Annotated in this window: 21 protein-coding genes; 7 read left to right on the top strand and 14 right to left on the bottom strand. The window is 59.2% G+C overall.

Features of this window, described 5'->3' with window-relative positions; genetic code table 11:
• Nucleotides 1-14 precede the first annotated feature (14 nt).
• The 5 genes from prpF to RYC18_RS21705 all read right to left on the bottom strand — a co-directional run bounded on the left by prpF (nt 15) and on the right by RYC18_RS21705 (nt 7013).
• On the bottom strand, nt 15-1196 hold the full coding sequence (gene prpF / locus RYC18_RS21725; protein WP_316886827.1) for a 2-methylaconitate cis-trans isomerase PrpF: 1182 nt from the start codon (nt 1194-1196) through the stop codon (nt 15-17).
• 136 nt (nt 1197-1332) lie between these two features.
• Nucleotides 1333-3921: a Fe/S-dependent 2-methylisocitrate dehydratase AcnD gene (gene acnD / locus RYC18_RS21720; protein WP_316886826.1), complete on the bottom strand. Its 2589-nt coding sequence runs from the start codon at nt 3919-3921 to the stop codon at nt 1333-1335.
• Nucleotides 3922-3990: 69 nt separating this feature from the next.
• Nucleotides 3991-5118 carry a 2-methylcitrate synthase gene (prpC, locus tag RYC18_RS21715; RefSeq protein ID WP_316886825.1) on the bottom strand — a complete coding sequence of 376 codons (1128 nt, stop codon included), beginning with the start codon at nt 5116-5118 and terminating at the stop codon, nt 3991-3993.
• A gap of 297 nt (nt 5119-5415) precedes the next feature.
• The gene (prpB, locus tag RYC18_RS21710; RefSeq protein ID WP_002553032.1) at nt 5416-6309 is read right to left on the bottom strand and encodes a methylisocitrate lyase; all 894 of its coding nucleotides are present in this window, start codon (nt 6307-6309) and stop codon (nt 5416-5418) included.
• On the bottom strand, nt 6306-7013 hold the full coding sequence (locus RYC18_RS21705) for a GntR family transcriptional regulator (RefSeq protein ID WP_316886824.1): 708 nt from the start codon (nt 7011-7013) through the stop codon (nt 6306-6308). Before RYC18_RS21705 ends, prpB begins: the two co-directional genes overlap by 4 nt.
• A 296-nt stretch (nt 7014-7309) precedes the next feature.
• Between RYC18_RS21705 and RYC18_RS21700 the strand changes: the two genes are divergently transcribed.
• The 4 genes from RYC18_RS21700 (at nt 7310) to pabB (ending at nt 11797) form a co-directional block, all read left to right on the top strand.
• Entirely contained in the window at nt 7310-7861 is a 552-nt protein-coding gene (locus tag RYC18_RS21700; protein ID WP_316886823.1) for an ATP-dependent zinc protease, read from the top strand.
• A gap of 4 nt (nt 7862-7865) precedes the next feature.
• On the top strand, nt 7866-9401 hold the full coding sequence (locus RYC18_RS21695; RefSeq protein ID WP_316886822.1) for an inactive transglutaminase family protein: 1536 nt from the start codon (nt 7866-7868) through the stop codon (nt 9399-9401).
• The gene (locus RYC18_RS21690) at nt 9401-10378 is read left to right on the top strand and encodes an alpha-L-glutamate ligase-like protein (RefSeq protein ID WP_161794680.1); all 978 of its coding nucleotides are present in this window, start codon (nt 9401-9403) and stop codon (nt 10376-10378) included. The genes RYC18_RS21695 and RYC18_RS21690 overlap by 1 nt, the downstream gene beginning before the upstream one ends.
• Before the next feature lie 75 nt (nt 10379-10453).
• Nucleotides 10454-11797, top strand: coding sequence for an aminodeoxychorismate synthase component I (gene pabB, locus RYC18_RS21685; protein WP_316886821.1), 1344 nt, complete (start codon nt 10454-10456; stop codon nt 11795-11797).
• Nucleotides 11798-11915: 118 nt separating this feature from the next.
• On the opposite strand, the gene thrH is transcribed toward pabB, so the two are convergent.
• The gene (gene thrH / locus RYC18_RS21680; protein ID WP_002553026.1) at nt 11916-12533 is read right to left on the bottom strand and encodes a bifunctional phosphoserine phosphatase/homoserine phosphotransferase ThrH; all 618 of its coding nucleotides are present in this window, start codon (nt 12531-12533) and stop codon (nt 11916-11918) included.
• A 139-nt stretch (nt 12534-12672) separates the two neighbouring features.
• Between thrH and RYC18_RS21675 the strand changes: the two genes are divergently transcribed.
• Complete coding sequence (locus RYC18_RS21675; RefSeq protein WP_002553025.1) at nt 12673-13407, top strand: phosphoadenylyl-sulfate reductase; 735 nt, start codon at nt 12673-12675, stop codon at nt 13405-13407.
• A 91-nt stretch (nt 13408-13498) separates the two neighbouring features.
• Here RYC18_RS21675 and cysB read toward each other — a convergent pair whose 3' ends face one another.
• The 4 genes from cysB to RYC18_RS21655 form a co-directional block, all read right to left on the bottom strand.
• Complete coding sequence (gene cysB, locus RYC18_RS21670; protein WP_002553024.1) at nt 13499-14473, bottom strand: HTH-type transcriptional regulator CysB; 975 nt, start codon at nt 14471-14473, stop codon at nt 13499-13501.
• 159 nt (nt 14474-14632) lie between these two features.
• A complete protein-coding gene (locus RYC18_RS21665; protein ID WP_005746089.1) occupies nt 14633-15121 on the bottom strand; it encodes a universal stress protein in 489 nt (162 codons plus the stop codon).
• Nucleotides 15122-15197: 76 nt separating this feature from the next.
• Nucleotides 15198-16118: a 5'-nucleotidase gene (locus RYC18_RS21660; RefSeq protein WP_316886820.1), complete on the bottom strand. Its 921-nt coding sequence runs from the start codon at nt 16116-16118 to the stop codon at nt 15198-15200.
• 3 nt (nt 16119-16121) lie between these two features.
• A complete protein-coding gene (locus RYC18_RS21655) occupies nt 16122-17093 on the bottom strand; it encodes a putative 2-dehydropantoate 2-reductase (protein WP_316886819.1) in 972 nt (323 codons plus the stop codon).
• A gap of 243 nt (nt 17094-17336) precedes the next feature.
• Here RYC18_RS21655 and RYC18_RS21650 point away from each other — a divergent pair, with 243 nt between their 5' ends.
• Entirely contained in the window at nt 17337-18413 is a 1077-nt protein-coding gene (locus RYC18_RS21650; protein WP_054995703.1) for a 3-deoxy-7-phosphoheptulonate synthase, read from the top strand.
• Nucleotides 18414-18498: 85 nt separating this feature from the next.
• On the opposite strand, the gene RYC18_RS21645 is transcribed toward RYC18_RS21650, so the two are convergent.
• Nucleotides 18499-18786, bottom strand: coding sequence for a GNAT family N-acetyltransferase (locus tag RYC18_RS21645; protein ID WP_002553019.1), 288 nt, complete (start codon nt 18784-18786; stop codon nt 18499-18501).
• A 473-nt stretch (nt 18787-19259) separates the two neighbouring features.
• Here RYC18_RS21645 and oprI point away from each other — a divergent pair, with 473 nt between their 5' ends.
• Complete coding sequence (gene oprI / locus RYC18_RS21640) at nt 19260-19511, top strand: outer membrane lipoprotei OprI (protein ID WP_002553018.1); 252 nt, start codon at nt 19260-19262, stop codon at nt 19509-19511.
• A 1312-nt stretch (nt 19512-20823) separates the two neighbouring features.
• Here the strand turns inward: oprI and RYC18_RS21635 are convergent.
• From RYC18_RS21635 to RYC18_RS21625, 3 genes are all read right to left on the bottom strand, one after another.
• Nucleotides 20824-21789, bottom strand: a complete 966-nt coding sequence (locus RYC18_RS21635; RefSeq protein ID WP_016981050.1) for a L,D-transpeptidase family protein — start codon at nt 21787-21789, stop codon at nt 20824-20826.
• Nucleotides 21790-21901: 112 nt separating this feature from the next.
• Nucleotides 21902-22183 (bottom strand): hypothetical protein, encoded by a 282-nt coding sequence (locus RYC18_RS21630; RefSeq protein ID WP_002553016.1) that lies wholly within the window; start codon nt 22181-22183, stop codon nt 21902-21904.
• A gap of 56 nt (nt 22184-22239) precedes the next feature.
• The gene (locus tag RYC18_RS21625) at nt 22240-22845 is read right to left on the bottom strand and encodes an arylesterase (protein WP_057404358.1); all 606 of its coding nucleotides are present in this window, start codon (nt 22843-22845) and stop codon (nt 22240-22242) included.
• Between the last annotated feature and the right edge of the window lies 1 nt (nt 22846).

The raw sequence follows: 22846 nt of genomic DNA, 5'->3' as shown, positions 1-22846 counted from the left end.
CTGTTTCAGTCGTTTTACTGTGGCACTCGCACCCAGCCCTCCATCAGCACTCTGGCGCTGCGGCTCATGAGGGCTTTGGTGACTTTCCAGTCAGCGCCTTCCTGAACAGCCTGCGCACCGACTCGCAGTGTGCCGGAGGGATGGCCGAAGCGCACCGCACTGCGCGCCTGTCCGCCAGCTGCCAGACTGACCAGCGTGCCCGGAATGGCGGCGGCAGTGCCGATGGCAACGGCAGCGGTGCCCATCATCGCGTGATGCAACTTGCCCATCGATACGGCACGCACCAGCAGATCGATATCCTTTGCCGCAACAGGTTTGCCACTCGATGACAGGTAATCGGCAGGCGCTGCTACAAAAGCCACCTTGGGTGTGTGCTGGCGCGTCGCGGCTTCAGCAATGCTACGAATCAGGCCCATGCGCACGGCACCGTGGGCGCGAATGGTTTCCAGACGGGCGAGCGCCTGCGGATCACCATTGATATCGCCCTGCAACTCGGTACCGCTGTAGCCGATATCGGCGGCGTTGACGAAAATTGTCGGGATACCCGCGTTGATCATGGTCGCTTTCAGGGTTCCGATACCGGACACTTCAAGGTCGTCTACCAGGTTGCCGGTGGGAAACATCGAGCCACCTGCGCCCTCTTCGTCCGCTGCCGGATCAAGAAACTCCAGCGCCACCTCTGCGGCCGGAAAAGTCACGCCGTCCAGTTCGAAATCGCCGGTTTCCTGCACCTCGCCGTTGCTGACCGGCACATGGGCGATGATGGTCTTGCCGATGTTGGCCTGCCAGATACGCACCACCGCAAAGCCGTCCTGCGGAACGCGGTCAGGGTCGACCAGACCGCTCGTAATCGCGAATGGCCCCACGGCCGCTGACAGGTTGCCGCAATTGCCGCTCCAGTCGACAAACGGCTTGTCGATGGACACCTGGCCGAACAGGTAATCGACATCGTGGTCGGGCCTGCTGCTGCGCGACACAATCACGCTCTTGCTGGTACTCGACGTCGCGCCGCCCATGCCATCGATCTGCTTTTCATAGGGGTCAGGACTGCCGATGACCCGCAACAGCAACGCATCCCGCGCCGATCCCGGAATCTGTGCGGCTTCAGGCAGGTCCATCAGCCTGAAAAACACACCCTTGCTGGTGCCGCCACGCATGTAGGTGGCCGGGATGCGGATCTGGGGTAAATGAGCCATGAATTCGTTGTCCTGTTCAAAGAGCGCGCTGCGCGCTCAAAATCGGACGCAGAGCGTCCAGAACTGCATGCCCACGCGGAGCATGGGCACGATAGTGCTCTTGCGCACGCTTATCGTTCTTCACGCTCCAGCGTAGCTACGATGCAGTAGCCTCCAGAAAATCCTGAGCAAAACGCTGCAACACGCCGCCCGCCTCATAAATAGAAAGCTCTTCAGCAGTGTCCAGACGGCATGTCACCGGCACCTCGACGCGTTCGCCGTTACGGCGCTGGATCACCAGCGTCAAGGTCGCGCGCGGTGTGCGCTGACCGACCACGTCGAATGTTTCGCTGCCGTCGATGCCCAGAGTCAGGCGGCTGGTGCCCGGTTTGAACTCAAGTGGCAGCACGCCCATGCCCACCAGGTTGGTGCGATGGATACGCTCGAAACCTTCTGCGGCAATGGCTTCAACGCCCGCCAGCCTGACACCTTTGGCAGCCCAGTCACGGGACGAACCCTGCCCGTAATCGGCACCGGCAATGATGATCAACGGTTGCTTGCGGGCCATGTAGGTTTCAATGGCTTCCCACATGCGCGTAACCACGCCCTCGGGTTCGATCCGGGTCAGCGAGCCTTTCCTGACCTTGCCGTCGACCACCGCCATCTCATTGACCAGTTGCGGGTTGGCAAAGGTTGCGCGCTGGGCCGTCAAGTGGTCGCCCCGGTGGGTTGCGTAGGAGTTGAAATCCTCCTCCGGCAGGCCCATTTTCGCCAGATATTCGCCCGCAGCACTGTCCAGCATGATGGCGTTGGACGGTGACAAATGATCGGTGGTGATGTTGTCCGGCAGCACGGCCAGTGCGCGCATGCCCTTGAGCGTGCGCTCCCCGGCCAGCGCGCCTTCCCAATAGGGCGGGCGACGGATGTAAGTGCTCATCGGGCGCCAGTCATACAGCGGCTCGACTTTCGGCCCGGTGTGTTCTTCGATGGCGAACATCGGAATGTAGACCTGACGAAACTGCTCCGGCTTGACCGACGCCTGCACCACGGCATCAATCTCTTCATCGCTCGGCCAGATGTCCTTGAGGCGAATCTCTTTGCCATCGGCCATCCCGAGCACATCGTTTTCGATATCGAACCTGATGGTGCCGGCAATGGCATACGCCACCACCAGGGGCGGCGAAGCCAGAAAGGCCTGTTTGGCATAGGGGTGAATACGCCCGTCGAAATTACGGTTACCGGACAAGACCGCCGTGGCGTACAGGTCGCGGTCGATGATTTCCTGCTGGATCAGCGGATCGAGCGCGCCGGACATGCCATTGCAGGTGGTGCAGGCAAAAGCCACGACGCCAAAACCCAGTTGCTCCAGCTCCGAGGTCAGCCCTGCTGCGTCCAGGTATAGCGCCACGGTTTTCGAGCCGGGTGCCAGCGATGATTTCACCCACGGCTTGCGCAGCAGCCCCAGGCGGTTGGCGTTGCGTGCCAGCAGACCGGCGGCAATGACGTTGCGCGGGTTGCTGGTGTTGGTGCAACTGGTGATCGCCGCGATGATCACCGCGCCGTCGGGCATTTGCCCCGGCACCTCGTCCCATTGCCCGGCAATACCTCTGGCCGCCAGATCGGCGGTGGCAACCCGGGCATGAGGGTTGGAGGGCCCGGCCATGTTGCGCACCACACTGGACAGGTCGAAACTCAGCACCCGCTCGTAGTGCACCTCGCTGAGGCTGTCCGACCAAAGGCCAGTGTGCCGGGCATACAGCTCGACCAGTTTGACCTGCTCGTCCTCGCGCCCTGTCAAACGCAGGTAGTCGATGGTTTGCGAGTCAATGGAGAACATCGCCGCCGTCGCGCCGTATTCAGGCGCCATGTTGGAGATCGTCGCCCGGTCGCCCAGGGTCAGGCTCGACGCGCCTGCGCCATAGAACTCCAGGTAAGCGCCAACCACCTTCTGTTGGCGCAGGTATTCGGTCAGCGCGAGCACTACGTCGGTGGCGGTGATGCCTGGCTGGCGGCGCCCGGTCAGTTCGACACCAATGATGTCCGGCAGGCGCATCCACGAGGCGCGCCCGAGCATGACGTTTTCGGCCTCGAGCCCGCCGACGCCGATGGCAATCACGCCGAGGGCGTCGACGTGCGGCGTGTGGCTGTCCGTGCCCACCAGTGTGTCGGGAAAGGCTACGCCGTCGAGCACCTGCACCACCGGCGACATTTTCTCCAGATTGATCTGGTGCATGATCCCGTTGCCCGGCGGGATCACTTCGACGTTCTTGAACGCCTGCTTGGTCCAGTCAATGAAATGAAAACGGTCTTCGTTGCGACGGTCTTCAATGGCGCGGTTCTTGGCGAACGCCTGCGGGTCGTTACCGTCGGACTCCACTGCCAGCGAGTGGTCGACGATCAATTGCACCGGAACCACCGGGTTGACCAGCGCAGGATCGCCACCCTGCGAAGCGATCGCGTCGCGCAGTCCGGCAAGGTCGACCAACGCGGTCTGACCCAGAATGTCGTGGCAGACCACACGTGCCGGGAACCAGGGAAAATCCAGATCACGCTTGCGCTCGATAAGCTGGGTCAACGAGGCATTCAAGGTCGCCGGATCACAACGGCGCACCAGGTTCTCGGCCAGCACCCGCGAGGTGTAGGGCAGCGTGGCATAGGCGCCGGGCTTGAGCGCCTCGACGGCCGCCCGAGCATCGAAATAATCCAGTCGGGTGCCAGGGAGCGGTTTGCGAAATTCACTGTTCATTGCGGGACTCGATCACGGAGTGTTCGGAATACGGGTGGGGAGCTCGTCGGCGGCTCCCCTGCCCCCTTTTCAGCGCTGTTCCAAGGGTACGAACGCGCGCTGTTCGACGCCGATGTACTCGGCGCTCGGGCGAATGATGCGGTTATTGGCACGCTGTTCGAAAACGTGAGCGGCCCAGCCGGTCAGGCGTGAGCAGACGAAGATCGGGGTGAACAGCTTGGTCGGGATGCCCATGAAGTGATACGCCGACGCATGGTAGAAGTCGGCGTTGGGGAACAGTTTCTTCTGCTCCCACATGACCTTGTCGATGGCCTCGGAAACCGGGAACAGCACCGTATCGCCCACTTCGTCAGCGAGTTTCTTCGACCAGCCCTTGATCACCTCGTTGCGCGGGTCGGACTCCTTGTAGATCGCATGGCCAAAGCCCATGATCTTTTCCTTGCGTTCCAGCATGCCCAGCGTGCCTTTGGTGGCCTCTTCAGCCGAGGTGAAGCGCTGAATCATTTCCATTGCAGCCTCGTTGGCACCACCGTGCAGCGGGCCGCGCAAGGTGCCGATGGCTGCTGTGACGCAGGAATACAGGTCCGACAGCGTCGACGCGCAGACGCGGGCGGTGAAGGTCGAGGCATTGAATTCGTGCTCGGCGTACAGAATCAGCGAGACGTCCATGACCTTGCGGTGCAGTTCGCTGGGCGCCTTGTCGAGCAACAGGTGCAGAAAATGCCCGCCGATGGAGTCTTCTGCGGAGGTGCAGTCGATGCGCTTGCCGTCATGACTGAAGCGATACCAGTAGCACATGATCGCCGGGAACGCTGCGAGCAGACGGTCGGTTGAGTCGCGCTGCTGATCGAAGCTGCGCTCCGGCTCCAGGGTGCCGAGCATGGAGGCACCCGTGCGCATGACATCCATCGGGTGAGTGTCGGCGGGTATGCGTTCCAGCACTTCCTTCAAGGCCTGCGGCAGATCGCGCAGGCCCTTGAGTTTGTCCATATAGGCAGACAATTCGGCTTTATCAGGCAGTTCGCCGTACAGCAGCAGATAGGCAACTTCTTCAAAGCGAGCTTCGGCGGCCAGATCGCGCACATCATAGCCGCGATAGGTCAGCCCGGCACCGGCCATGCCCACCGTGGACAACGCCGTCTGCCCGGCCACCTGCCCGCGCAGTCCGGCACCACTCAATACCTTTGCTTCAGCCATGGTTCTCTCCAATTTTGTTTTTTTGATGTTGGACTGACTTTGGCTATCGTGCCAACGCCGGAGTGCTCATCGTTGTACACAAATCCGCTTTTGATTCTGGCCGAAGGCTGTGGGAGCGAACTTGTTCGCGAAAGGGCAGGTATGATCGCCAAAAATGCATAGCCCGAAACACCGTATTCGCGAACAAGTTCGCTCCCGCGCCCTTCGGGCAGAAGCCTGAAGCCCTGATTAAGGGCTCCCCAATACTTTTTTATAGCGCTGAGCGCTGAAGCGTGGGAACGATAGTCAGATGTGCTTTTACCCTTTCTTCTGCGCAAACAGCGCGTCCAGTTTTTGCTCGAATGTGTGGTAGTCGATGGCGTCGTACAACTCCATGCGCGTCTGCATGCTGTCGACCACGTTCTTCTGGCTGCCATCGCGACGGATTGCGCCATAAACATTTTCCGCAGCCTTGTTCATGGCACGAAAGGCAGAAAGCGGGTAAAGGACCAGCGACACGTCGGCCGCACGCAACTCATCGACGGTAAACAAGGGCGTAGCGCCAAATTCAGTGATATTGGCCAGGATCGGCACGCCTGCACGGTTGGCAAATTGCTTGTACATCGCCAGTTCGGTGATTGCCTCAGGAAACACCATGTCCGCGCCCGCTTCGATACAGGCCGCAGCACGCTCAAGTGCCGACTCCAGCCCCTCGACCGCCAGTGCATCGGTGCGCGCCATGATCACGAAACTGTCGTCAGTGCGTGCATCTACAGCGGCTTTGATCCGGTCGACCATTTCCTGCTGCGAAACAATTTCCTTGTTCGGGCGATGCCCACAGCGCTTGGCACCCACCTGATCCTCAATATGAATCGCAGCAGCCCCGGCCTTGATCATCGAGCGCACGGTTCGCGCTACATTGAAAGCCGAAGAACCGAAACCGGTGTCGACATCCACCAGCAGCGGCAGGTCGCAGACATCGGTGATGCGGCGCACATCAATCAACACGTCTTCAAGACCGGTAATGCCCAGGTCCGGAATACCCAGTGAACCTGCTGCAACGCCGCCGCCAGAAAGGTAGATAGCCTTGAACCCGGCACGTTTTGCGAGCAGCGCATGATTGGCATTGATTGCGCCGACCACTTGCAACGGCTGTTCACTGGCGACCGCATCGCGGAAACGCTGGCCGGGAGTACTGTTGTTGTGACTCATTGTTCACCTCGGTCGGGAGCCGCCTGAAAGTGGCGCTTAATGTTGCGTCTGGATGCACCGATATGGCGGCGCATCAACAATTCAGCCAGCTCACCGTCGCGATCAGCGATGGCATCGAGAATGCGGTGGTGTTCGGCAAAGGCCTGACGAGGCCGGTTGGGCGTTGTGGAATACTGGATGCGGTACATGCGCACCAGTTGGTACAGCTCGCCACACAGCATCTGGCTGAGGGTACGATTGCCGCTGCCCTGAATGATCCGGTAATGGAAATCGAAATCACCCTCCTGCTGGTAATAGCCGATGCCCGCCTGAAATGCAGCATCGCGCTCATGGGTGTCAAGGACGCCCCGCAACTCATCGATCTCGGCCTGGGTCATGCGTTCGGCGGCCAGGCGACAGGCCATGCCTTCCAGAGACTCACGGATCTCATAAAGCTCTATGAGCTCGGCATGGCTGAGCGCGACGACCCGGGCGCCGACATGCGGCACGCGCACCACCAGTCGCTGCCCTTCGAGCCGGTGAATGGCTTCACGCAACGGCCCACGACTGATGCCGTAGGTGCGAGCCAGTTCCGGTTCGGAGATCTTGCTACCAGGGGCAATCTCGCCTTTCACAATAGCGGATTGGATGCGTCGAAAAACGTTCTCGGAAAGGGTTTCCGAATCATCAACGACTGCCACTGCCTTCTCGACCGCACCCAGCATTGTCGACACCTTTGGTCTGTTAAGACGAAAATCTAGCCATAAACCGCAAATCAGTCAAAATAAAATAGGTGATTGTCGACAATATATCAAATGAACGTGAAAGCCTCCTGCAAGAGAACCTGAACAGACATACAGGTTGATCGCTGGCAGCGCCAAGGCTTCATGCTAGAATGCGCCGCATCCGCACAGCACGCTCCGCACCGAAGCGGCGACTGCGAACTGCCCGCCCTATCACCCTCAGGTCAACTCTATTTGCGCCCTGACCCTGAAGTTGTTCGCTCATCGCGCCAGGATTTATGAGACTGACTAGACTGCCCACACTGCTCTGCCTGCTGTTCTTTTCCGGCCTGCTGCTGCCCAGCGTCAGCCTGGCCGCCAACAAGACAGTCTATGGCCTCAACGAATACGCCAGCCTCATTGAAATCGACGTCGAGATTGCCGCCAAACTGGATACGGGGGCCAAGACCGCTTCACTGAGCGCCCGCGATATCAAGCATTTCAAACGCAATGGCGAAAGCTGGGTGCGCTTCTATATAGCCAGCGACAGCAAGCATATACACCCCATAGAACGGCCTCTGGCCCGGGTCAGCAAGATCAAGCGTCGCGCCGACGACGTTGACCCGAATGAAGAAAACAAATACTCGTCACGTCCGGTGATCAACCTCGATATCTGTATGGGTGAAGCTTTACGCAACATCGAAGTGAACTTGACTGACCGAAGTGCTTTCCAATATCCGCTTTTGATCGGCTCCGAAGCGTTGAAACGCTTCGATGCGCTGGTCGATCCAAGTCTTAAATATGCGGCAGGGAAGCCCGCCTGCGCTTCCGTCGCTCAAAACGCAGAGTAAACCCATGCGCTCTCTTACACTCCATCTGAAGATCCTGATCACTGCCCTTGTAACCCTGGGCATCGCGATCACGGCCTATCAGATACTGGCGCTCGGCATACCCGTCACCGAAGACGAAACCGATGACCTGTGGAACATCGACGCCAAAGTCGAATTCATCGCCAATCCAAAGGATTCGGTGAAGGTCCAGATGTTCGTGCCGCCACTGGCCCACGACTACATCAGCCTCAATGAAAGCTTCATCTCGAACAATTACGGCGTCAGCGTCAACCGCGCTGACGGCAACCGCAAGGTCACCTGGTCTGCCCGTCGTGCCACCGGCAACCAGACGCTTTATTACCGCCTGGTACTGACCAAGCGCTACAGCGGTGAGAAACCCAAGGTCAAAGGGCCGATCTTTCGCGACAGCATGACCGTCGAAGGCCCCGAAAAAATTGCGGCCGAGGCACTGCTGGCCCCGATTCGCCAGCACTCTGCGGACGTGGAAACCTTCATTACCGAAGCCATCAAACGCGTCAACAACCTGAATGACGACAACGTCAAACTTCTGCTGGCGGGCGATACCTCAGCCTCCAACAAGGCCCGGATTACCGAGTTGCTGCTGTCGATTGCCCACGTACCACTGGAAAAGGCCCACACCATTCGCCTGGATGCCGAGCAGCAGACGCCGGAACTCTGGTTGCGCAGCTTCAATGGCAAGGAATGGCTGTACTTCAACCCGGACACCGGTGAAGCCGGTCTGCCGGATGATCGCCTGTTGTGGTGGACCGGTGAAGACGCCCTGGTCAGTGTCGAAGGGGGCAAGAAAGTGCAAGTCACGTTCAGCCTCAATAACAGTGAAATGAACGCCATGCGTCTCGCCAAACTGACCGACGCCAGCACAGACTCCGACTTCCTTGCCTATTCTCTCTACGGGCTGCCACTGCAAACCCAGCAGACCTTCATGGTCATGGTCATGATCCCGATTGGCGTACTGGTCATCCTGATCCTGCGCAACCTGATCGGCCTGCAGACACTGGGCACTTTCACGCCCGTGCTGATTGCCCTGGCGTTCCGCGAAACCCAACTGGGTTTCGGCATTATTCTGTTTACGGTGATTACCGCTCTGGGCTTGTCATTGCGCTCGTACCTGGAGCACCTGAAGTTGCAAATGCTGCCGCGCCTGTCGGTTGTACTGACCTTCGTTGTGGTGCTGATTGCGGCCATCAGCCTGTTCAGCCACAAACTGGGGCTCGAACGCGGGCTTTCGGTAGCGCTGTTCCCGATGGTGATCCTGACCATGACCATCGAACGCCTGTCGATTACCTGGGAAGAACGCGGCGGCAGCCACGCCATGAAAGTCGCGATCGGCACGCTGTTCGCGGCATCGTTGGCACACCTGATCATGAGCGTGCCGGAACTGACCTATTTCGTTTTCACCTTCCCGGCAGTGCTGTTGATACTGGTCGGCTTCATGCTGGCGATGGGTAGATACCGTGGCTATCGCCTGACCGAACTGATGCGCTTCAAGGCTTTTCTGAAAGAGGAAAAGACTAAATGATCGGCTGGTGGAAGACCTGGAAGGCGCTTGAGGCCCGCGGCATCATGGGCATCAATCGGCGTAACGCCGACTATGTGCTCAAGTACAACAAGCGCAGCCTTTATCCAGTCGTCGATGACAAGATCATCACCAAGGAGCGGGCCATCGCGGCAGGCATTCACGTGCCGGAAATGTACGGAGTGATTTCCACGGAAAAGGAAATCGACCGGCTTGACGATATCATCGGCGCGCACAGCGACTTCGTGATCAAGCCCGCCCAGGGCGCAGGCGGCGACGGCATTCTGGTCATCGCCGACCGTTTCGAAGAGCGTTTTCGCACCGTCTCGGGACGCATCATCAGCCACGCGGAAATCGAGCATCAGGTGTCCAGCATCCTCACGGGCCTTTATTCGCTGGGCGGCCACCGTGACCGGGCGCTGATCGAATACCGGGTTGTTCCGGACCCGATCTTCAAAAGCATCAGTTATGAAGGCGTGCCGGACATCCGCGTCATCGTGCTGATGGGCTATCCGGTGATGGCGATGCTGCGCCTCCCGACCCGCCAGTCAGGTGGCAAGGCCAACCTGCATCAGGGCGCGATTGGCGTCGGTGTGGACCTGGCCACCGGCGTCACCCTGCAAGGCACCTGGCTGAACAACATCATCAGCAAGCACCCGGACACCACCCATTCGGTAGACGGCGTGCAACTGCCCAACTGGGACGGTTTCATGAAGCTTGCCGCCGAGTGTTACGAGCTGTGTGGTCTGGGCTACATCGGTGTCGATATGGTGCTGGACCAGGACAAGGGCCCGCTGATTCTGGAACTCAATGCCCGTCCCGGCCTGAACATTCAGATCGCCAATGACAGTGGCCTGACCCATCGCACTCAGGCCGTCGAGGCGCGTCTGGAACAACTGGCTCTCGAAGGACGCCAGGAATCTGCGCAGGAGCGGGTCAGCTTTGTCCAGGAACTGTTCGGCCACGTGCCCGGCATCTGAACGGACATACCGCTAGGACTGCCGCATCGGCAAGGCTACAATCGCCAGCCGCGTTTCCAAGACCGATATTCGACGATGCAGATCTGTTCGATACACCCCCTGCCCTACAGCGCCGACCCGATCGCGTTCTTTGCGCGAATCCGCGAAGCGCCGGGCGCGGTGCTGCTCGACAGCGGCAGGCCGACCGCCGAGCGCGGCCGATATGACCTGCTCAGTGCATGGCCGCTGCAGGAACTGACCGTTGCCGATGACGAGAATGGGGCCGCCTATCTCCAGCGGTTGCGCGACAGTCTCAAAGCGCTCGGCACAGCGCAATTGCCTGACGGGTGCGAACTGCCCTTCGCTGGCGGCCTGATCGGTTATCTGAGCTATGAGTTTGGTCGACGCCTGGAACCGCTACCGGATCAGGCCGTCGACGACCTGCAACTGCCCGAAGCGCGCCTGGGGCTCTACGCCTGGGCGCTGATCAGTGATCATCAGGAGCAGACCAGTCAGCTGATTTTTCACCCGTCCCTGCACGCAAGCGAGCGCAAACGGCTGATTGATCTGTTCTCTGTCTATATCCCTGAGCCGCACACGGAGTTCCGCCTCAGCCAGCCGTTTCAGGCCAGCATCAGCGCGGATCACTATCGACAGGCTTTCGAACGTATTCAGGCCTACATCCAGGCGGGTGACTGTTATCAGGTCAACTTCGCGCAACGCTTTCAGGCGCAGTGTACGGGCGACCCGTGGGCCGCTTATTGTGCACTGCGAGCGGCTTGCCCGACGCCGTTCGCCGGTTACCTGAGCCTGCCGGGGCACGATGCAATCCTGAGCCTTTCTCCGGAACGCTTCGTGCGGGTCAGCGCCAGACAGGTCGAAACCCGCCCCATCAAAGGCACGCGGCCGCGCAGCCCGGACGCCGCAGAGGATGCCGCGTTCGCCAACGAGCTGCTGGCCAGCGAAAAGGACCGCGCAGAGAACCTGATGATCGTTGACCTGCTGCGCAACGACCTCGGCCGCAGTTGCCGCATCGGCTCGGTGAAAGTCCCCGAGCTGTTCAGCCTCGAAAGCTACCCCAACGTGCACCATCTGGTGAGCAGCGTGACCGGGGAGCTGGCCGCTGGCAACGATGCTCTGGACCTGATCGGTGGCAGCTTCCCCGGTGGTTCCATCACGGGCGCGCCGAAGATCCGCGCCATGCAAATCATCGACGAGCTGGAGCCGACCCGACGCAGCCTGTATTGCGGCTCGTTGATGTACCTGGACGTACGCGGCGAAATGGACAGCTCGATCGCCATCCGCAGCCTGCTGGTCAAGGATGGGCGCATTTCCTGTTGGGGCGGCGGCGGCATTGTGGCGGACTCGAGCTGCGAGGCTGAATATCAGGAAACCTTCACCAAGGTCCGCGTGCTGCTGAAAACGCTTGAGGCGCTCTGAGATACTGCGCGATACGCCTACCTCGCTCCGACTATCGTGCCAATGCTCCGCGTTGGCATGCCTTTCTGGACGCTCCGCGTCCGATCTTGCGCAGGAACCAGAAGTGTAAGCCCTGCGTCTAGAGCGCCAGATCCCGATTCGACGCCTTGATGAACTCTTTTTTCAGCTCATCAAAGGTATGCACCGCCGGAAACTGCGGAAACTCGCGGATCACGTTGTCGGGGGCATGAAACAGGATACCGGCATCGGCCTCGCCCAGCATGGTGGTGTCGTTATAGGAGTCGCCCGCCGCAATGATCCGGTAGTACAGGCTTTTGAACGCCAGTACCGACTGACGCTTGGGATCTTTCTGACGCAACTGGTAACTGACGACACGGCCGGTTTCATCGGTGATCAGGCGATGACATAGCAGGGTCGGAAACCCCAATTGGCGCATCAGCGGCTGCGAGAACTCGTAAAAGGTGTCGGACAGAATCACTACTTGAAAACGCTCGCGCAACCAGTTGACGAACTCCACTGCACCTTCCAGCGGCTTGAGGGTGGCGATCACTTCCTGAATGTCCGACAGTTTCAGACCGTGCTCATCGAGAATACGCAGGCGCTGATTCATCAGGACGTCGTAGTCGGGAATGTCCCGAGTGGTTGCGCGCAGTGATTCGATACCGGTTTTTTCGGCAAAGGCGATCCATATTTCCGGGACAAGCACACCTTCAAGGTCCAGACAGGCAATTTCCACAGCGCACTCCTCAAGGCTTTGACTATCAACGCAGGCAGCACTCTAGCCTCTGGTAACGGCCACTGAACAGCGGATTTTGTTACCATTGCCACCATCACGAGCGCTTAAGCGCCACTCTTGCATTTTAGGAAGCCGCCTGATGAGCCAACCTTTCGACGTCGCTGAACTGGCGACGACCTATGCGAACAAGTCTGCACAAGACATTCTGAAACTGGCCTTCGAACACTTCGGTGATGAACTATGGATCTCCTTCAGCGGCGCCGAAGACGTCGTGCTGGTAGACATGGCCTGGAAACTGAACAAAAACGTCAAGGTCTTCAGTCTCGACACCGGGCGCCTGCACCCGGAAACCTATCGCTTCATTGAACAGGTCCGTGACCACTACAAGATCGAGATCGAAATCATCTCGCCGGACCAGAGCAAGCTCGAACCCTTCGTCAAGGAAAAAGGCTTGTTCAGCTTTTACCGGGATGGTCATGGTGAATGCTGCGGCGTCCGCAAGATCGAGCCGCTGCGCCGCAAACTGTCTGGCGTCACAGCCTGGGCCACCGGCCAGCGCCGCGACCAGAGCCCTGGCACACGCAGCGCCGTTGCCGCGCTGGAAATCGACAGCGCGTTCTCGACCGCCGAACGCACGCTGTACAAATTCAACCCGTTGGCGCAGATGAGCAGCGAAGAAATCTGGGGCTACATCCGCATGCTGGAACTGCCCTACAACAGCCTGCACGAGCGTGGTTTCATCAGCATCGGCTGCGAACCCTGCACCCGCCCGGTATTGCCAAACCAGCACGAACGCGAAGGTCGCTGGTGGTGGGAAGAAGCCACACAGAAGGAATGCGGGCTGCATGCAGGCAACCTGATAGCGCGCAACTGACGTTGCGAGCGGCAAGCCTCAAGCTGCGAGCCTCAAGTCAGAGCGCGTAAGGCTCTGGCTCCGGCTTGTAGCCAAAAGCTTGCCGCTGCTACTAGTGCACCGGCAATTCGACGTTGGCAAACAGCTCTTCCATTTCCTGTTTGTTGTGGCACTGAATCGCCTTGGCCATGACTTCGCGGGTCAGGTGCGGGGCGAACTTTTCGATGAAATCGCACATAAAGCCACGCAGGAAGGTGCCACGACGGAAAGCGATCTTGGTCACGCTGGACTCGAACAGGTCGCTGGCGTCCAGTACCACCAGATCGCTGTCGACCTCTTCGTCGACCGCCATCCTTGCAACAATGCCCACGCCCAGATTCAGTCTGACGTAGGTCTTGATCACGTCAGCATCCGCAGCCGTAAACACGACCTTGGGCACCAGTCCCCGATGACTGAACGCTTCATCGAGCTTGGAGCGGCCGGTAAAACCGAATACGTAAGTCACAATCGGGTACTCGGCCAGCAGCTCCAGGGTGAGCTTGGGTACCTTGGTCAACGGGTGGCCCTGTGGCACAACGACGCAACGGTTCCAGCGGTAGCACGGCATCATTACCAGATCGCTGAACTGCTCAAGCGCTTCGGTGGCAATAGCGAAATCGACCGTCCCGTCAGCGGCCATTTCGGCGATCTGCATTGGCGAGCCCTGATGCATGTGCAGGGCCACGTCAGGGTACTGCTTGATAAAATTACTGATAACCGACGGCAACGCATAACGCGCTTGGGTGTGAGTGGTTGCGATCGACAGTGTGCCCTTCTTCTCGTTGGAGAACTCCTGAGCAATCTGCTTGATGCTTTCGACCTTGCGCAGAATCTCGCCTGCGGTGGTGATGATCCGCTCGCCTGCGGGTGTCACGCGCGTCAGGTGCTTGCCGCTACGGGCGAAAACCTCGACGCCCAGCTCGTCTTCAAGCAGACGAATCTGCTTGCTGATGCCTGGCTGGGAGGTGTAAAGGCTCTGGGCCGTCGCAGAAACGTTGAGGTCGTGGTGCGCCACTTCCCAAATGTAGCGCAGTTGTTGGAGCTTCATATGTATCCCTCAAAGCAGATAAACCCTATGGGTATCAGCGACGGTATATAACTGGATTAATGGTGAGACGAATAATTCTAGAACTTTTTATCACCTTTGTAAGGTGATCGCACGCTCGATTTCACTAAAACCACCAATTGAACCTTCCTTTCCTTACCCTCACTCCTTTTTCAACATCATCGGAACCATGTAGACCGGCACATCGGAAAATTGCAGGACCCTGGCAGCCGTTCGGCCTATCGATGTGCCCTCTTCTATCCTGCGGCTGTGACTGCCCACCACCAGCAAATCCACCTCCAGCTTGTGCGCCTGCTCGATAATCACACTGGCAGGTTCTCCCTGAACGACACGTATCGTACGGATCAGGGAAAGGTCCGCGTGGCCGTCCCCCAGCTCCTCACGAAACCCGTCGAGCACTCGCTGCTCTATGGCGTCCAGAAACGTATTGACCCCCTTGCCACGAAGTTCTTTCAACGCCTCCTCGCCGAGATGACTCTGCAGTACCGACTCGGCGAACAGGCCCATCGGCTCAACGACATGGATTACATACAGCCCTGCGTTGAACGTTCGAGCCAGCGCCAGCGCGTGCTGCGTTACATAAGGCGCGTACAGACCAAGGTCTGTGGCATACAGCATCGAACGAACCATACAACCTCCCGAACAACCGGAATGGCGGAGATTGACTCAGCGTAGCAGCGCATCATCGGCTGCGACGACAGACTTCTCAGCTGCCGTCGGCAAGCGGCGTTAATTCATTGCTGATGCCATGCGGAACATGTCCGGTTGCCACCACTTCACGCGCCTTTTCGCAGTGACCGGGCTGATCGTCGAAAAACACATCGGCGGCAAATGCCTCAAGAAAAGCCGACTTCTGCAAGCCGCCGAGAAACAACGACTCGTCGAGACGAATATCCCATTCGCGCAAGGTGCGGATCACCCGTTCATGTGCGGGTGCAGAGCGGGCCGTGACCAGCGCGGTACGAATCGGGCAGCTCGCGTCGGGAAACTCGCGCTGCAATTGGTAGAGCGCGGCGAGAAACGGCTTGAAGGGGCCGCCACGCAACGGCTCGCGCGCCGACTCACGCTCGCTGGCCTGAAAGGCAGCCAGGCCGCCGCTCTGGTAAACCCGCTCCGATTCGTCGGAAAACAACACGGCGTCACCGTCGAACGCGATACGCAGCTCGGCGCTGGCTGCACGTCGTGCACCGCCTGAAAGGATGGTCGCCGCAGCAAAACCGGCATCCAGTGCGCTGCGCACATCCTCGGCGTGGGTCGACAAAAACAGATGGCAGCCAAACGCCGCCAGATAAGGATAAGGACTGCGTCCGCCTGCAAAGGCAGCACGACTGATGTCCAGGCCGTAATGCTGGATCGAGTTGAAGACCCGCAAGCCGGTATCGGCGCTGTTGCGCGACACCAGCACCACTTCCACGCGCGCCTTGTCCAGGCTGGAATTGAGGCTCAGAAGTTTTTCAACCAATGGGAAAGCGTCGCCCTGTTCGAGAATCTCATCCTCGTGCTCAATCTGATACTTGCGGTAGGCCTCCACGCCGTCGGCCATATACACCTCGTGGCTGTCGCGAAGATCGAACAGCGCCCGCGATGAAATCGCCAGGACCAGCTTATGGCCATCAGCCTCTTTCATGAATCATTCCTCGTTTGCCGAGCGGTTGGCACGGTCAATAAATGCCAGTGCCTGATAAAGCGCCCGCACGCGGGGCATGTCAAACCCTGCGGCAAGCGCGGCTGCGAGGGGCCGGGCGTAAATGGCTTCAAGCTCCAGTGGCCGCTTCTCGACCAGGTCGTGATACATGCTGGGCCTGTAGTCCGGCATGCTCTGGGTCACGGTAAACAGATGCTGCGCGAACCCCGGCGGCAAGGCATGACCACAGGCCTGGGCACCCTGCACCACTTCATCCATCAGCGCCTGGATCAATGCCTGACTGTCAGGGTCGGTCATCAATTGGCTGGTACTGGTCTGCAACAAAGCCGACAGACCGTTGTAGGGCACATTCCAGACCAGCTTCTGCCAGCGGGCCTGCTGCAGATTAGCCATGACAGGGGCGTCGATGCCGGCCGTCTTGAACAGCTCCGCGCAGGCTTCGACGACCGCCATGCGGCTCGCTTCGTCGCCTGCCGGGCCGCTGTGATAGCCGATACTGACCGCGCCGAAGGCTTCATGAGCGACGACGCCGGGCGCAACCCGGTTGACGCAGACGAAACATAGCCCGCCCAATATATGCAGGCTGTCGGGCAGCACGCTGCGCAACTGATCTTCGACGGCCAGACCGTTCTGCAGCAGCAACACTTTGGCGTCCGGCGCAGCAGCCTGGCTGATGATCGGACCCAGCGCGGCGTTGCCGGTGCTCTTGGTGCCCACCAGCAACCAGTCGCAAGGCGGCATGTCAGCCGCCGAGCGATAGGCTTGAACGGGCTTGAGATGCAAGTCGCCATGCACGGCACTATTGACCTGCAACCCCTCGCGCGCCACCGCCTCAAACTCGCTGCGCAGCAGAAAATGCACGTCGTATCCGGCACGCGCCAGCATCAGCCCGTAAAAGCCGCCGATGGCACCGGTACCTATAACGCCGACACGCGGACGACGGGAATCAACACTCATGACCTCTCCCTTGGCTGTCAGGTTATTTCGGGCCATACACTATCCGTCGCAGCGGATTGTCTTGCAATACAGCAGCGCGGCCCGGCGGGCAGTTACCCGTAACCTGCCCGATACCTCGTTTACTTATTGTCGAACAGCGCGATAACGCGCTAAGGTTCGGCTCCCCGCTGCGCTCAAACCTGCTGGGCACCGCCGCACGGGGTACCGTTGGCGGCCAGTACCCGCGACCTGATGAGTAACACGATGGCTGATTTACCGATTGACGACCTTAACGTTGCCTCCAACGAGACTCTGATCACCCCGGATCAGCTCAAGCGCGACATCCCTCTGACCGACGCCGCCCTGCACACCGTCAGCCAGGGCCGCGAGGTGATTCGCAACATCCTCGATGGCAATGATCACCGCCTGTTCATCGTGATCGGCCCCTGCTCGATCCACGACCTGAAGGCAGCCAAGGAATACGCCGAGCGCCTCAAGGCATTGGCGGCAGAAGTGTCCGACACGCTGTATCTGGTCATGCGCGTCTATTTCGAGAAGCCACGTACTACCGTGGGCTGGAAAGGCCTGATCAACGACCCATACCTGGATGACTCGTTCAAGATCCAGGATGGCCTGCACATCGGTCGCCAGTTGCTGCTGGACCTGGCTGAAATGGGCTTGCCAACCGCCACCGAAGCACTGGACCCGATCTCCCCGCAGTATCTGCAGGACCTGATCAGCTGGTCGGCCATTGGCGCGCGCACCACCGAATCCCAGACTCACCGCGAGATGGCTTCCGGCCTGTCGTCGGCAGTCGGTTTCAAGAACGGCACCGACGGCGGTCTGACCGTTGCCATCAACGCCTTGCAATCGGTCTCGAGCCCGCACCGCTTCCTCGGTATCAATCAGGAAGGTGGCGTATCGATCGTGACCACCAAGGGCAATGCCTACGGCCATGTCGTGCTGCGCGGCGGTAATGGCAAACCCAACTATGATTCGGTCAGCGTCGCGCTGTGCGAACAGGCCCTTAACAAGTCCGGCATTCGCCCGAACATCATGGTCGACTGCAGCCACGCCAACTCCAACAAGGACCCGGCCCTGCAGCCGCTGGTGATGGAAAACGTCGCCAACCAGATTCTGGAAGGCAACGAATCGATCATCGGCCTGATGGTCGAGAGTCACTTGAACTGGGGCTGTCAGGCGATTCCGAAGGACCTGTCGGAATTGCAGTACGGCGTATCCATTACCGATGCCTGCATCGATTGGGAAAGCACTGAAAAAACCCTGCGCAGCATGCACGCGAAACTCAAGGCTGTACTGCCCGCTCGCAAGCGCAAGTAACTGCCTGACTGATTAACCTGCAATAACGAAAACGCCGAGCATATGCTCGGCGTTTTTCATGCTGACGGTCAGTAAGCTCGATGTATCAGAGCTTGGCCGCCTGGGACTGCAGGTCATGCAGTTCCATGTATCGCTCGACGTAAGAGCAGGACGGTATGACGGAGTAGCCCATGCTGCCTGCATAGTCCAGGGCCTCCTTGGTCAGGGCGGCGGCTATACCGCGTCCACGCAAGGCATCGGGCACAAAGGTCCGGTAGAAATCCAGCGTCTGCTTGCCGAGATCCATGTACGTCAGGTAGGCACGGTGGCCGTCGATAATGATTTCGAAATGGTGGCCGACTTCGTCATGGTGGATGGACAACGCCTCGCTCATCGTTACTCCTCGCGGGTCTTGGAATTTGACCCCTACCTTACCGGTCTTTTTCAGGCGAAGGAACATCTACGCCGCCCAGTGCCTGTTTTCGACACCGGTAAGAGCATTGCCGATCTCGACGTACATCACATTCAGATAGTAGGCACCATTGCCGGATATCCTCAAGCGCAGTTGGATTAAAAACGCCTGGAAATGCTCCCGCACCGACCGACAGTCAGACATGTAAGGTTTTTGCAGATGTTCAAGCGAGTCCCGAGGAACCGCCGATACAGGCGGGGGGTCCAGTGAAAGTGGATAGTTTTTGTACAGAACGCTTGAGAAGTAACGCGGAACACTTTCAAAGCAGGGAATTTTAGCAGCTTCTTGCGCTGGGTCCGTTTACTTACTACAAACAATGGGTACTATGTACGCCGGTCGTTTTCTCATTTTCGAGAGATGACTAATTTGAACAAAATTCCTTGAAGGTGAACACGATGAACAACGTTCTGAAATTCTCTGCTCTGGCTCTGGCCGCAGTTCTGGCTACCGGTTGCAGCAGCGTATCCAAAGAAACCGAAGCTCGTCTGACAGCTACCGAAGACGCAGCAGCTCGTTCGCAAGCACGTGCCGACGAAGCCTACCGCAAGGCTGACGAAGCTCTGGCTGCTGCTCAAAAAGCTCAGCAAACTGCTGACGAAGCCAACGAGCGCGCTCTGCGCATGCTGGACAAAGCTAGCCGCAAGTAATAATCCCCCGGGATTATTGAAAGCCGATCCGGCAACGGGTCGGCTTTTTTTATGCCTGTTATCTGGCTGGGTGACTTTGTTATCCCAGACGCCTCTCGTTCCTCACGCTCCGCGTGGGAATGCAGTTCGTGACGCTCTGCGTCACACAGCGGTTCTGCGATGTCAGGTGGATCGGGGTTCGACTCAGGTCACCTTTGTTATCCCAGACGCCTCTCGTTCCTCACGCTCCGCGTGGGAATGCAGTTCGTGACGCTCTGCGTCACACGGCGGTTCTGCGATGTCAGGTGGATCGGGGTTCGACTCAGGTCACCTTTGTTATCCCAGACGCCGCTCGTTCCTCACGCTCCGCGTGGGAATGCAGTTCGTGACGCTCCGCGTCACACAGCGGTTCTGCGACTTGAGGTGGATTGAGGTTCGACTCAGGTCACCTTTGTTATCCCAGACGCCGCTCGTTCCTCACGCTCCGCGTGGGAATGCAGTTCGTGACGCTCTGCGTCACACGGCGGTTCTGCGATGTCAGGTGGATCGGGGTTCGACTCAGGTCACCTTTGTTATCCCAGGCGCCTCTCGTTCCTCACGCTCCGCGTGGGAATGCAGTTCGTGACGCTCCGCGTCACACAGCGGTTCTGCGATGTCAGGTGGATCGGGGTTCGACTCAGGTCACCTTTGTTATCCCAGACGCCGCTCGTTCCTCACGCTCCGCGTGGGAATGCAGTTCGTGACGCTCTGCGTCACACGGCGGTTCTGCGCTGTCAGGTGGATCGGGGTTCGACTCAGGTCACCTTTGTTATCCCAGACGCCGCTCGTTCCTCACGCTCCGCGTGGGAATGCAGTTCGTGACGCTCCGCGTCACACAGCGGTTCCGAGACATCAGTGATATATGTTTCTAGCTCAGGTCACCTTTGCGCCCTTACGGCGCCCTACTTTGAGGGACCAAAGTAGGCAAAGTCCTCGCTCCTGTTTCCGGCCCGACTTCGTCGGGTTCCTTCGCCCTGTCACTGATCCGGGGGCCGCCGCAACGGGCCATCCTTGGCCCGGTGCGGCTTGCTCGGCGTCCTGCCTCGCATCCCCCGGATCAGCGTCAGGGCTCAGCCGTCACTAACGTCGCACTCTGCGTCGTCTGTGCCATCGCGGTTGAAAAGCACTGCTCTGGCGGCGGCTGCGCGTAAGGCGTGGATGTTGTGCGGCAGCACAGATGTGACGCGGAGCGTCACGAGTTGCGTGTCTACGCGGAGCGTAGGCACGATGGTCATTCGCCTGATTTCGCAGAACCGTTGTGTAAGGCATAGCATTGGCGCGCGAACAGGTTGGACTACTGAAAAATCACAGGCTCTTCAGCACTCGCAGGCGCTTTGCCCGGTTCTGCGATTTCCACCGGCATGCCGTCTTCGGCCGCAACTACATCGCGTACTACGTCCCAGTTCATGCGCAGGTTGTTGGCCAGGTCGTCACGTTTGAGCAACGCATTAATGACCGCAGTGTGCTTGTCGACAACCGACGGGTTGCCCAGATCATCTACCGGTGTGTGTGCTTCAAGGTAAATCTTGCCGCCACTGATGCCGAATTTGTAGGGCTCGCTGATGATTCGCACGGTCGTACCGACCGGAGCCATGTCGGCCAGTTCCAGCACGTTGTTGTTGTACATGCGGAAACAGCCATGACTGGTGCGCATGCCAATACCGAACTTCTTGTTCGAACCGTGGATCAGGTAGCCGGAAAGCCCAAGACCGAATTTGAACGGCCCCAGCGGGTTATCCGGACCGGCGGGCACTACGTCAGGCAGCGGATCACCATCGGCAGCATGCTCGGCCTTGATCGAGGCAGGTGGCGTCCAGGTCGGGTTTGGCGTCTTGGCCGTTACCTTGGTCACCCCGATGGGCGAACCCCAGCCTTCACGACCGACACCCAGCGGATAGGTATGCACGACATTCTGCCCTTTGGGGTAGTAGTACATGCGGTACTCGGCAAGGTTGATGACTATCCCTTCGCGCGGGCCCGGCGGCAGAATGAAGCGGGTCGGCAGCACGATGTCCTTGCCTGCACCCGGCAACCAGGGGTCAACACCAGGGTTGGCCGCGATCATTTCCAGATAACCCAGATCGTATTTTGTGCCCAGATCAGCAAAGGTGTCCTCGTATTTGGCCTTGATGACCTGCACCTGGCCCACGATGTCCTCGCCGGGCGGCGGCAACGGAAACTCCAGAGCATGGACAGAGCTCGCCGCGCACAGAGCAGCAAGCGACAGACAGCGGGTAACGGCTGGTATGCGCGACAACATCCGGGAAGATCCTTCGGGTAACGACTAAAGAGATGGAAACAAGACCTGAAGTGTACACCGGCCCTTGCAGGATCGGGGATATCTGCGGTTGGCCTTCAGGCAGTCATGACAGCTAGAGCTCAGGCCAGATCGGGTTCATGCCCCTGCGCTGCGCATCCATGATGGCCTTGCACAGCGGGCACAGGCGCTCATCGCGCATGGCTTGCAGTTCGACGGCGCGCATCTGCGGCTGGGCAGGCAACAACGTGCCACACAACGTCCGGTCGATCGAGCCGCCCAGCTCCAATTGGCGAGCAATCAGATGGACGCGCACTTCCTGACAGGCGAACAGATCCAGCTGCTCATGGGGCTCAAGCATTTGATAGGCATACAGGGACCAGGCGGGACGCGGCATGGGGGGCTCCAGATCGGGGGCGCCACATTAGCCGAAAGCCCCCGTCCGGGAAAGCCTCAAAGCAGCGGTTTCAGGCTCGGCCAGACATTTTCCAGCAACTTGCCCTGAGCAGCCGCCGCCGGATGCAGACCATCAGCCTGCATCAGTTCGGGCACTCCGCCCACACCTTCCAGAAAGAAGGGCACAAACGGGACTTTTTTCTGCTCGGCCAGGTTGCTGTAAACCTCTTTGAACGCGTTGGTGTAACGCGGCCCGTAGTTGGGCGGTATCTGCATACCCAGCAGCAACACTTTCGCACCGGCTGCCCGAGAGCTGTCGATCATCGATGAAAGGTTTTGTTGCAATTGAGCGGGCTGCTGGCCACGCAGTCCGTCGTTGCCACCCAATTCGAGAATAACCAGTTCCGGCTTATGCTCTGCAAGCAGCGCAGGCAAACGCGCCAGGCCCCCGGCACTGGTGTCGCCACTGATCGACGCATTGACCACCTTGTCGTCGAATCCCTCCTTGCTCAGACGCTGCTCCAGCAGGCTGACCCACCCCACGCGGGTATCCAGTCCGAAAGCCGCACTGATACTATCCCCAACGATCAATACCGTGCCCGCCAACGCGCCCTGTGACAGCAGCAGTAACCCCAGGCCAGCACTTAAAAACAACGCACGCATC

Origin of the sequence: Pseudomonas syringae group sp. 247E2 (genome assembly GCF_032587795.1) — a bacterium.
In the GTDB taxonomy this organism is placed as follows: Bacteria; Pseudomonadota; Gammaproteobacteria; order Pseudomonadales; family Pseudomonadaceae; genus Aquipseudomonas; species Aquipseudomonas amygdali.
The sequence above is the reverse complement of the archived record's forward strand: the minus strand, read 5'-3'. Positions and strand labels throughout refer to the sequence as shown.

Bases quoted from the DNA above. Each gene is read 5' to 3' on its own strand.
- prpF (WP_316886827.1), bottom strand. From the start codon at position 1,196: ATGGCTCATTTACCCCAGATCCGCATCCCGGCCACCTACATGCGTGGC.
- acnD (WP_316886826.1), bottom strand. From the start codon at position 3,921: ATGAACAGTGAATTTCGCAAACCGCTCCCTGGCACCCGACTGGATTAT.
- prpC (WP_316886825.1), bottom strand. From the start codon at position 5,118: ATGGCTGAAGCAAAGGTATTGAGTGGTGCCGGACTGCGCGGGCAGGTG.
- prpB (WP_002553032.1), bottom strand. From the start codon at position 6,309: ATGAGTCACAACAACAGTACTCCCGGCCAGCGTTTCCGCGATGCGGTC.
- RYC18_RS21705 (WP_316886824.1), bottom strand. From the start codon at position 7,013: ATGCTGGGTGCGGTCGAGAAGGCAGTGGCAGTCGTTGATGATTCGGAA.
- RYC18_RS21700 (WP_316886823.1), top strand. From the start codon at position 7,310: ATGAGACTGACTAGACTGCCCACACTGCTCTGCCTGCTGTTCTTTTCC.
- RYC18_RS21695 (WP_316886822.1), top strand. From the start codon at position 7,866: ATGCGCTCTCTTACACTCCATCTGAAGATCCTGATCACTGCCCTTGTA.
- pabB (WP_316886821.1), top strand. From the start codon at position 10,454: ATGCAGATCTGTTCGATACACCCCCTGCCCTACAGCGCCGACCCGATC.
- RYC18_RS21675 (WP_002553025.1), top strand. From the start codon at position 12,673: ATGAGCCAACCTTTCGACGTCGCTGAACTGGCGACGACCTATGCGAAC.
- cysB (WP_002553024.1), bottom strand. From the start codon at position 14,473: ATGAAGCTCCAACAACTGCGCTACATTTGGGAAGTGGCGCACCACGAC.
- RYC18_RS21665 (WP_005746089.1), bottom strand. From the start codon at position 15,121: ATGGTTCGTTCGATGCTGTATGCCACAGACCTTGGTCTGTACGCGCCT.
- RYC18_RS21660 (WP_316886820.1), bottom strand. From the start codon at position 16,118: ATGAAAGAGGCTGATGGCCATAAGCTGGTCCTGGCGATTTCATCGCGG.
- RYC18_RS21655 (WP_316886819.1), bottom strand. From the start codon at position 17,093: ATGAGTGTTGATTCCCGTCGTCCGCGTGTCGGCGTTATAGGTACCGGT.
- RYC18_RS21650 (WP_054995703.1), top strand. From the start codon at position 17,337: ATGGCTGATTTACCGATTGACGACCTTAACGTTGCCTCCAACGAGACT.
- RYC18_RS21645 (WP_002553019.1), bottom strand. From the start codon at position 18,786: ATGAGCGAGGCGTTGTCCATCCACCATGACGAAGTCGGCCACCATTTC.
- oprI (WP_002553018.1), top strand. From the start codon at position 19,260: ATGAACAACGTTCTGAAATTCTCTGCTCTGGCTCTGGCCGCAGTTCTG.
- RYC18_RS21635 (WP_016981050.1), bottom strand. From the start codon at position 21,789: ATGTTGTCGCGCATACCAGCCGTTACCCGCTGTCTGTCGCTTGCTGCT.
- RYC18_RS21630 (WP_002553016.1), bottom strand. From the start codon at position 22,183: ATGCCGCGTCCCGCCTGGTCCCTGTATGCCTATCAAATGCTTGAGCCC.
- RYC18_RS21625 (WP_057404358.1), bottom strand. From the start codon at position 22,845: ATGCGTGCGTTGTTTTTAAGTGCTGGCCTGGGGTTACTGCTGCTGTCA.